The organism is Pseudomonas sp. BF-B-26 (assembly GCF_019956495.1).
Classification (GTDB): domain Bacteria; phylum Pseudomonadota; class Gammaproteobacteria; order Pseudomonadales; family Pseudomonadaceae; genus Aquipseudomonas.
Genome location: NZ_JAHBDP010000102.1, coordinates 144,087 through 153,646 on the forward strand (window position 1 = coordinate 144,087; position 9,560 = coordinate 153,646).

Here is a 9,560-nt window from a genome sequence, read left to right on the forward strand (position 1 = left end):
GCAATTTGTTTGTGAACGGTGAATGTGATTTTTATAAAGTGTTCTTGTTATTAATCTGCCGTCAGCACCCACAAAAAAAGGCGACCTTTGCAGGTCGCCTTTTGCATGGCTGCTTAGCCGTTACTGCGCATAAATCTGATCAAAGATCCCGCCATCATTGAAGTGAGTCTTCTGCACTGTTCGCCAGTCACCAAAGGTCTTCTCTACCGACAGGAAATCCACTTTCGGGAAACGATCGGTGTACTTGGCCAGCACCGCCGGATCACGCGGACGCAGGTAGTTCGCCGCAGCGATCTCCTGACCTTCCGGCGACCACAGGTACTTCAAATATTCCTCGGCCGCCGCGCGGGTGCCTTTCTTGTCGACGGTTTTGTCGACCACCGACACGGGCGGCTCGGCTTCGGCGGAGACGCTTGGGTAAATGACTTCGAACTGATCACGACCAAATTCACGGGCAATCATTTCCGCTTCGTTTTCGAAGGTCACCAGCACATCACCAATCTGGTTGGTCATGAAGGTCGTAGTGGCGGCGCGGCCACCGGTGTCGAGCACCGGCGCTTGTTTGAACAGCTTGCCGACGAAGTCTTTGGCTTTGCTTTCGTCGCCACCGTTTTTCAGCACATAACCCCAGGCCGAGAGGTAGGTGTAGCGGCCGTTACCCGAGGTTTTCGGGTTTGGCACGATCACCTGCACGCCGTCCTTGAGCAGGTCGGGCCAGTCTTTCAGGGCTTTCGGGTTGCCTTTGCGGACGATGAATACGGTGGCCGAGGTGAACGGCGCGCTGTTGTTCGGCAGGCGGGTAACCCAGTTGTCCGGAATCAGTTTGCCGTTGTCCGCCAGTGCGTTGATGTCGGTGGCCATGTTCATGGTGATGACGTCAGCCGGCAGGCCATCGATCACCGAACGCGCCTGTTTGCTTGAGCCGCCGAAGGACATCTGCAGGGTGATGTTTTCGTTGTGCTCGGCTTGCCAGTGTTTCTGGAAGGCAGTGTTGTAGTCCTTGTAGAAATCGCGCATCACGTCGTAGGAAACGTTAAGCAGGGTCGGTGCGGCCTGAGCCACGCTGGACAGAGCCAGGCCAGCGGCCAGAAGTGAGGCGCCAAAGAGTTTTTTCACTGCGCAGTCCTTGTTCGTAAAGTTTTTATTTAAAAGTGAGGCAATTTGCCAGCGACTATAACGGGGCTCGCATAGTCCTTTAAAGATTAAAAAGCACTTTGCTTATTCCATTTTCTTGAATAGCTGATTACCGCACCGTGAGCAGAATGCCGCTCCATGCTCGTGGTTGTTTTTCTTGCACACCGGGCAGTCATGTTGCAGTTGTTCGCCGCGCATCGCGGTGGCCAGTTCGGCAGTAAAAATCCCTGTCGGCACGGCGATGATCGAGTAACCAGTGATCATCACCAACGACGAAATCACCTGACCCAGCGGCGTCTTGGGCACGATGTCGCCGAACCCCACAGTGGTCAGCGTGACGATAGCCCAATAGATGCCTTTGGGAATGCTGGTGAAGCCGTGCTCCGGGCCTTCGATCACGTACATCAAGGTGCCAAATACCGTCACCAGGGTGCAGACGCTGACCAGAAACACCACGATCTTCTGTTTGCTGCCACGCAATGCGGACATCAGATAGTTGGCTTGCTTGAGGTACGGACTGAGCTTGAGCACGCGGAAAATCCGCAGCATCCGAATGATCCGGATAATCAGCAGGTACTGCGCATCGGCGTAATACAGCGCAAGAATGCCGGGCACGATCGCCAGCAGATCCACCAGTCCATAGAAGCTGAACGCGTAGCGCAACGGCTTGGGCGAACAGTACAGCCGCAGGCCGTATTCGATGGCGAAGATGACCGTGAAGCCCCACTCGATGTATGCCAGCAGGTCGGCGTAGTTCTGGTGAACCGCGTCGATGCTGTCGAGCATCACGATCACAATACTGGCGAGAATGATCAACAACAGGATGCCGTCGAAGCGCCGCCCAGCCACTGTGTCGCTCTGGAAAATCATGACGTAGAGGCGCTGGCGCCAGTCGTTGTTACTGTCCATTAGGTCTTGCCCAAGCCGAAAATCAGAGAAGCGTGGGTGATTGACGAGGATTGCGCAAGCGGGGCGCCGAGTAGGCCATGTTCAGCCGGTTTTAGTCGTTCATGGCTTAAGAAATTGATGATCTCGTCGATATAGCAACTTCCTATAGAACAAGAACCTTTGTCTCGATGTGCTGCCCGGATTTCAGGCGATGGGTTTCAAAACCACACGGAAGCGATATGGATAGTAAGTTGTTCAAGAAGAGCCTGTTGGCAATGGTTATCAGCGCTTCGACCGCTCAGGCATTTGCCAGCGAGTACGACCTGGGTCAGGGTTTCAAGAACTGGACGGGTCAAACCCTTAGTGAAACCTTGACCCTGACCGGGCAACGGACCCGCCAGAGCAACACGGACAAAACGGGTGTCACGTTCTTTCAGAACACTGTCGCGGGCTCACTCATTAACCGGGGCGACTTCACGTTCGACGCTCAAGGCGCGACGGTGACCGGGATCGGACTGGATGTCAGTTTCCGCAACACCAGCGGCAGCAACATTCAGGGTGACTTCATCAATGCCGGCAAGCTTTCTCTTTCCAACGTGAATAGCGCTGAGGGAATCGAGATCGCCAATACCACTATCACCGGCAATGTCATCAATGCCGGGACTGTCTCCATCACCCAGGCATCGGGAGCCAATATCTATGGCTCGCCTGAGGGTATCTACCTCCATGGGACCACTATTGGCGGCGATCTGATCAACAGCGGTGTTGTCGATGTGCAGGGTGACTCTGCCACGGGGCTGATTCTGGATTCCCATGGCGTGCTTCCCGTGAGCATCGCCGGCAGGCTGCTCAACTCAGGGACGATTCGTGCCACGGGTCAGAACGCCTCCGCTTTTCACGTCGAGACCCAAACCAGCGCGTTGAGGATCGAGAACAGCGGCTCGATCATGAGCGTTGGCAAGAACTCCGAGGCTATCGTTTTTTTCGATGGTTCAGTCGATTATTTGCTCAACACCGGGACTATTGAGGCATCGGGTGAAGACGCCGTTGGCATCAAGCTCGACGGAGCCACTTTCACGCAGAATGCTGTGTCTGGCGCTCGGGGCATTATCAACGCCGGCAATATCACTGCGGACGGTGTTGCGATCCGGGTCGATGCGGACCAGACATCAGCGTTCGAGATCAACCAGCAAGGTGGCGAAATTCGCAGCAATCATGTGGCGGCCATCGATGGCGCAGGGTTGGCGCAACTGAACTGGACCGGCGGTGCGATCAAGGGCGATCTGCTCAACCTCAATGGGGTGAATGTCGCGGGTCAGGCCAATTACACCGGTAGCAAAATCGGCAGCACGGTTTCTGTGACGTCGGGCTCTCTGAATCTGCAAAATCAGGGGGTCGTGATCACTGGCGACTTGAACGTCGGTGCCAACAGTGGCATCGATATGTTGCTTTCGGATCGCGTCACACCCGCCACGCCTTATTTGACGGTGGACGGCAAGGCCACCTTCGCCCAGTCCTCCAACGTGACATTGAATGCCAAACCAGGTGATTTCACGCCGACCGCTGCCGGCACTCAATACACACTGGTCAAGGCCAGTAGCCTGCAGAACAACGGGTTGAGCGTCAGCAGTTCGTCTTCGTTGTTGAACGTCGCCAGCTATACAACCGATGCCCAGACGGTTAACGCGCTGGTCACACTGAAAAGTGACCGTCAGGTGGATGAAGAGCAGGGAAGCATCGGTACTTCCAGCAGCACCCGCAAGATTCTCAATCGCTTCAAGAATGGCCCGCTGGGACAATTGAACAGTGATGATGCGGTCTTCAAAGCCTTTGCCAACGCCTCCTCCCAAGAGGAACTGGCAAAGCTCGGTGAGCAACTGGCTCCGGACGTCAGCGGTGGGGCGGTCAATGCGGCAGTGTCGGGTCAGGCGATGATGAATGGCGCGATCAGCAACCGCGTTTCCGGTCTGCGCTCGGGGCTCTCATCAGGGGATTCGCTGGCAGAGACCGGCGTATGGATTCAGGGGTTGAGCAGCAACCAGGATCAGGACAGTCGTGATGCGGTCGCCGGTTATTCGGCCAACAGCAGCGGTGTTGCTGTCGGGGCGGATGGCAAGTTGAATACTAATACCACCGTGGGTCTGGCCTATTCGTATCTGAACACTAACGTCACTTCCGATACTGGAGATAAAACCGATGTACAGGGCAGCGCATTGACGCTGTACGGTAGCTGGGATCTGCGCAACTGGTTTGTCGATGGCAGCCTCAGTTACGGACGCAATGACAATGACAGCAAACGTTACATCGCCGACAGCGTGGCCAAAGGCAGCTACAACAGTGACGCATGGGCTCTGAGCGCCTTGGGCGGTTATACCTTCAAGCTCTCTGACCACCTGATTGTCGAACCCCGTGTCGCCGCACGTTACACCAATATTCAGCTGGACAGCTTTAATGAGCATGGCTCTTCGGCCGCCCTGCACTCCAATGCCCAGCGCTTCGAAATCGGCGAGCTGGGCGCCGGGTTGCGAATGGCCGCCGACGTGCCATTGCTCAATGGCACCCTTACACCTGAAGCGAGTGTGATGGCTTACCATGACTTCATCGGTGACCGGATCAATCAGACCTCCAGTTTCACCTTGGGGGGCTCGCCTTTCATTGTCTCGGGAGCCAGTCCGGTACGTGATAGTTATGAAGGTCGCATAGGGGTGAAGTATCAAATTGATGCTCTAACCCTGGGGACCCATTACAGCTATCAAGCGAAGACCGGTTTTAACGCCGACACCTTTACCCTTGAAGCGCGCTACGCTTTTTGATCGACTGGATTGCAACGGTTCGCGCGGGTGGGCCGTTGCGTCTGATCAACAGGTTAAAACCATGTTTAAAGCACTGGCCGCCATCGGCTTCGCGCTCCTCGGGCTCAGCGGGTGCGCGGGTAAAGTCGATTTGCAGGCGCTAAGCCACAGTTCTTCGCTTACTCCTGGAACGCTCGATAGTTCACCTTACACACTCATGGCCTTGCTCCCGCCACCAGGGAGCTATAAGCATCTGCGTGTTTACATTGAAGGCGATGGTCGGGCGTGGGCGACACGATCTCAACCGAGTATCGATCCGACCCCTCGCGTGTCCTTGATGGCGAGATTGGCCGCTGGAGATCGAGGGCCCAGTGCCTATCTGGCGCGCCCTTGTCAGTTCGTGACATCACCAGGCTGCAACCCTGATGTGTGGACTTCCGGTCGTTTCAACTCATCAGTCATACAGACCATGAGCGCGGCCCTTGATCGTCTGAAAAGCCGCTTTGCCGTGGAGCAGTTCGAACTGGTCGGATACTCGGGTGGCGCGGCGATTGCCTTGATCCTTGCGGGTTCTCGTAACGACGTCACTCAGGTGCAAACGATTGCCGGCAATCTCGACCCGGTAAAGTGGGCGGAGCTGATGCAGCTCGCGCCATTCTCGAAACCGGTGACACCTCTGGCGTTTCGCGACAAGTTGCGGGCGCTCCCGCAACGTCATTTCATCGGTTTGAATGACAAGGTCGTGCCGCCTCAAATGCTCCGGGTCTATACCACGCAGCTTCAGGGCAAATGCCTGGAAGTCGTCGAAAGCCTCGCCACCCACGATCAGGGATACGATGAAAGTTGGGGGGCGCGGTCGAATCTGCCATTGGCTTGCGAGACTGATCCATTGCGCTGAATGCAGATTCAGCCCATCAGGCGCCACCCTTGGTTTGGCGCTCAATAGCACAAGGCGCACTGTCGACAGCGGTCTGGCGTAGCACTCGATTACCGGCACGGATCAGCCAGCAAGAGAGGATGAACGGCGCGGTCAGCGTTGGCAGACCGATGGCGGCAAACACCGGCGTCAGCAACAGCGCTGATGCAATACCGGCCAGCGGCAGCCAAGGCTTCTGGCGCTGCGAGCTGAAGGCGAGGGCGGCGAGGACGGCGTTATAGCCACCGAGGCCGATCAATGCGGTGTAGAAGTCGTGATGCAGCATGCTCCAGCCCATGCCCGCGACAGACGCCAACAATGCCCAGCAGAATGCGCGGCGATCAGCGATCAGCAAACCCACGGCAATCATCGCACCGGCCAGTGGATGACCGAGGAACATCACCTGGCCGAGGCCTTTGAGTGGTGCGGCGAGCATGTTCAGCGTATTGATTTCGATCAAGTGCGCATTGGTCGAGGGCGTGGCGAAGCACAGCAGCAACCAGCCCAGCCCCACGAAGGGCGCCGTATAGGCAGGCAGGTAGTGGCTGAGCCGGACGCGTTTGAGCCATTGTTGAGTGAACATCGCGCTCAGGCCGCCAGCGGCGATGATCAGCGGCGGTAACAGCGCTGACCAGGGGAAGTAGAGGCTCAGCAGCAAACCGAGCAGAACACCGTTGTAACTGAAGAGTCCGGCCTGTCGATCGGCCTTGGCATAGCCGCGTCGTTGCGCGGTGAGCAACCCGGCGACACCGCCCAGCAGTGCACCGCCGAGCAGGGCGGGCGCGGTGAACAGAATGGCCAACAGGCACAGCAGACCGCACAGCGGATGGCGCTGGAGAAAGATCTGACTGAAACCGTTGAGCAGGGCAGTGGCCCAGTCGGGGCAGTGGGTGTTGAAGTGATTGGCAGGCATGATGAGGTCTGTAGTGTGTCTGGGGCACCGAGTCGCCCCATTCGCGAGCAAGCCCGCTCCCACATTTAATCTGTGATAGACACAAAACTAATGTGGGAGCGGGCTTGCTCGCGAAGAGGCCGGTACAGGCGCTAAATCAATGTTTCGATACGCAGTGAGTTAGTCGACCCCGGCTGCCCAAACGGCACACCCGCGGTGATCAATAAGGTGTCGCCACGCTTGGCCATGCCCTGCGCCTGGGCAATCTCCAGCGCCGTCGAGCACACCTCATCCACCTGCCGCAGCCGATCATTGACCACCGAGTGCACGCCCCACGCCACCGTCAACCGGCGAGCGGTTTGCAGGTTCGGCGTCAGGTTGAGGATCGGCACCGTTGGCCGCTCCCGCGCCGCACGCAAACTCGAGGTGCCGGATTCGCTGTAATTCACCAGTACCGCTACTGGCAGCACATTGCTGATGCGACGAATCGCGCAGCTGATCGCATCGGAAACAGTCGCTTCAGCCTTGGGTCGGCTGACGTCCAGTTGCGCCTGATAGTCCGGACCGTTTTCCACCTGACGAATGATCTTGCTCATCATCTGCACGGCTTCCAGCGGGTACTCACCGGACGCGGTTTCCGCCGACAGCATCACCGCATCCGCACCTTCGGCCACGGCGTTGGCAACATCGGTCACCTCGGCACGGGTCGGGGCAGGGGAGAAGCGCATCGACTCGAGCATCTGCGTCGCCACCACCACCGGTTTGCCGAGCTGACGGCAGATGGTGATGATGTTTTTCTGAATCTGCGGCACGCTTTCGGCCGGTACTTCCACGCCCAGGTCACCGCGAGCGACCATAATCGCATCGCTCAATTCGGCGATCTCGCGCAGTTGCGTCACCGCCGAAGGCTTCTCGATCTTGGCCATCAAAAACGCTTTGTCGCCGATCAGTTCGCGCGCCTCGCGGATGTCTTCCGGGCGCTGCACAAACGACAGCGCGACCCAGTCCACACCCAGCTCCAGACCGAAGCTCAAATCGCGACGGTCCTTGGCGGTCAGCGGGCTCAGTTCCAGCACCGCTTGCGGCACGTTCACGCCTTTGCGGTCCGAGAGTTCGCCGCCATTGAGCACGGTGGTGTCGATGGCGTCGGCGTACTTTGTCACCACGCGAAGACGCAGCTTGCCGTCATCCAGCAGCAGGTCCATGCCCGGCTCGAGTGCGGCGATGATTTCCGGGTGAGGCAGGTTGACCCGGCGCTCATCCCCCGGCGTCGGGTCAAGATCCAGACGCAGCGCCTGACCGCGATGCAGTTGCACCTTGCCCTCGGCGAACTTGCCGACCCGCAGTTTCGGGCCTTGCAGGTCCATCAGAATGCCCAGCGGATAATTCAGCTGGCGCTCGACTTCACGAATCCACTGATAGCGCTGAGCGTGGTCGGCGTGATCGCCGTGGCTGAAGTTCAGGCGAAAGATATTGACCCCGGCCTGCACCAGTTCACGGATGTCGTCGATCCCGTGAGTGGCAGGACCGAGGGTGGCGAGGATTTTAACCTTCTTGTCAGGCGTCATTTTTAGGGCTCTCGAGAATCAGGATGGCACGGAAGTCGTTGACGTTGGTGCGGGTCGGCTCGGTGACGATCAGCGCGTCCAGCGCCTCGAAATAGCCGTAGCCATTGTTGTTGTCCAACTCGTCGCTGGCACTCAGGCCGAGGGCGGCGGCGCGGACGTAGCTGTCCGGGGTCATGATTGCGCCGGCATTGTCTTCGGAACCGTCGATGCCATCGGTGTCGCCGGCCAGCGCGTAGACGCCGGGCAGGCCTTTGAGGCTGTCGGTCAGGCTCAGCAGGAATTCGGCGTTGCGTCCGCCACGGCCATTACCGCGTACGGTGACCGTGGTTTCACCGCCCGAGAGGATCACGCAGGGCGCCGCCAATGGCTGACCGTGCAGCACGACCTGACGGGCGATGCCGGCGTGAACCTTGGCCACTTCGCGAGATTCGCCTTCCAGGTCGCCGAGGATCAGCGGGCTGAAACCGGCCTGACGCGCTTTCACCGCAGCGGCTTCAAGCGACTGTTGTGGGCGGGCGATGAGTTGGAAGTGACTGCGCGCCAGGCTCGGGTCGCCGGGTTTGACCGTCTCTGATTCCGGGTTCTGCAGCCAGTTGCGCACCGAGGCCGGGACTTCAATGGCGTAACGCTTGAGGATCGCCAGAGCTTCGGCGGAAGTGCTCGGGTCGGCCACGGTGGGGCCGGAGGCGATGACCGTGGCGAGGTCGCCCGGTACATCGGAAATCGCATAGGTATAAACAGTGGCAGGCCAGCAGGCTTTGCCGAGACGACCGCCCTTGATCGCCGAGAGGTGCTTGCGCACGCAATTCATCTCGCCGATGGTGGCGCCGGATTTGAGCAGGGCTTTGTTGATCGATTGCTTGTCGGCCAGGGTGATGCCGGCTGCGGGCAAGGCCAGCAGGGCAGAGCCGCCGCCCGAGAGCAGGAAGATCACACGGTCGTCTTCGGTCAGGTTGCTGACCAGTTCCAGTACGCGTTTGGCCACGGCCAGACCGGCAGCATCAGGCACCGGGTGAGCGGCTTCGACCACTTCGATTTTTTCACACGGGGCGCCGTGACCGTAACGCGTCACCACTAAACCTGATACTTCACCCTGCCAGCAACGCTCCACCACTTGAGCCATGGCTGCGGCGGCTTTGCCGGCGCCGATGACGATCACCCGACCGCTGCGGTCTTTGGGCAAATGGGCTTCGAGGACTTGCTGCGGATGGGCCGCGTCGATGGCTGTGGCAAACAGCTCGCGCAGGAATTGTTGCGGATTGACCGACATGGCGGGCTCCCGGATTTCTTGTTATTGGAGGGCGACTCGGTTCCCTGTGGGAGCGGGCTTGCTCGCGAAAGCGGTGTATCAGGCGCCATTTGTATTGGCA

7 protein-coding genes are annotated in these 9,560 nt (G+C 58.6%); 2 read left to right on the forward strand and 5 right to left on the reverse strand.

Going from position 1 to position 9,560, the window contains the following annotated elements; translation table 11 throughout:
• Positions 1-120: 120 nt before the first annotated feature.
• Together KGB03_RS23815 and KGB03_RS23820 are read right to left on the reverse strand one after the other, a co-directional pair.
• Positions 121-1,116: a sulfate ABC transporter substrate-binding protein gene (locus tag KGB03_RS23815; protein WP_223529392.1), complete on the reverse strand. Its 996-nt coding sequence runs from the start codon at positions 1,114-1,116 to the stop codon at positions 121-123.
• 102 nt (positions 1,117-1,218) lie between these two features.
• Positions 1,219-2,043: an ion transporter gene (locus KGB03_RS23820; RefSeq protein ID WP_223529395.1), complete on the reverse strand. Its 825-nt coding sequence runs from the start codon at positions 2,041-2,043 to the stop codon at positions 1,219-1,221.
• Between the two features lie 218 nt (positions 2,044-2,261).
• On the opposite strand from KGB03_RS23820, the gene KGB03_RS23825 reads away from it, so the two are divergent.
• Positions 2,262-4,835 (forward strand): autotransporter domain-containing protein, encoded by a 2,574-nt coding sequence (locus KGB03_RS23825; protein ID WP_223529400.1) that lies wholly within the window; start codon positions 2,262-2,264, stop codon positions 4,833-4,835.
• Between the two features lie 61 nt (positions 4,836-4,896).
• The gene (locus KGB03_RS23830) at positions 4,897-5,712 is read left to right on the forward strand and encodes an alpha/beta hydrolase (RefSeq protein ID WP_223529402.1); all 816 of its coding nucleotides are present in this window, start codon (positions 4,897-4,899) and stop codon (positions 5,710-5,712) included.
• 16 nt (positions 5,713-5,728) lie between these two features.
• On the opposite strand, the gene KGB03_RS23835 is transcribed toward KGB03_RS23830, so the two are convergent.
• From KGB03_RS23835 to KGB03_RS23845, 3 genes are all read right to left on the reverse strand, one after another.
• Complete coding sequence (locus KGB03_RS23835) at positions 5,729-6,643, reverse strand: urea transporter (RefSeq protein ID WP_223529404.1); 915 nt, start codon at positions 6,641-6,643, stop codon at positions 5,729-5,731.
• A gap of 131 nt (positions 6,644-6,774) precedes the next feature.
• Entirely contained in the window at positions 6,775-8,190 is a 1,416-nt protein-coding gene (gene pyk, locus KGB03_RS23840; RefSeq protein ID WP_111451911.1) for a pyruvate kinase, read from the reverse strand.
• Positions 8,180-9,460: a glycerate kinase gene (locus KGB03_RS23845; RefSeq protein ID WP_111451912.1), complete on the reverse strand. Its 1,281-nt coding sequence runs from the start codon at positions 9,458-9,460 to the stop codon at positions 8,180-8,182. Before KGB03_RS23845 ends, pyk begins: the two co-directional genes overlap by 11 nt.
• Positions 9,461-9,560 lie beyond the last annotated feature (100 nt).

Coding starts and splice junctions, on each gene's coding strand:
- KGB03_RS23820 (WP_223529395.1), bottom strand. CDS start 2,043: ATGGACAGTAACAACGACTGGCGCCAGCGCCTCTACGTCATGATTTTC.
- KGB03_RS23825 (WP_223529400.1), top strand. CDS start 2,262: ATGGATAGTAAGTTGTTCAAGAAGAGCCTGTTGGCAATGGTTATCAGC.
- KGB03_RS23830 (WP_223529402.1), top strand. CDS start 4,897: ATGTTTAAAGCACTGGCCGCCATCGGCTTCGCGCTCCTCGGGCTCAGC.
- KGB03_RS23835 (WP_223529404.1), bottom strand. CDS start 6,643: ATGCCTGCCAATCACTTCAACACCCACTGCCCCGACTGGGCCACTGCC.
- pyk (WP_111451911.1), bottom strand. CDS start 8,190: ATGACGCCTGACAAGAAGGTTAAAATCCTCGCCACCCTCGGTCCTGCC.
- KGB03_RS23845 (WP_111451912.1), bottom strand. CDS start 9,460: ATGTCGGTCAATCCGCAACAATTCCTGCGCGAGCTGTTTGCCACAGCC.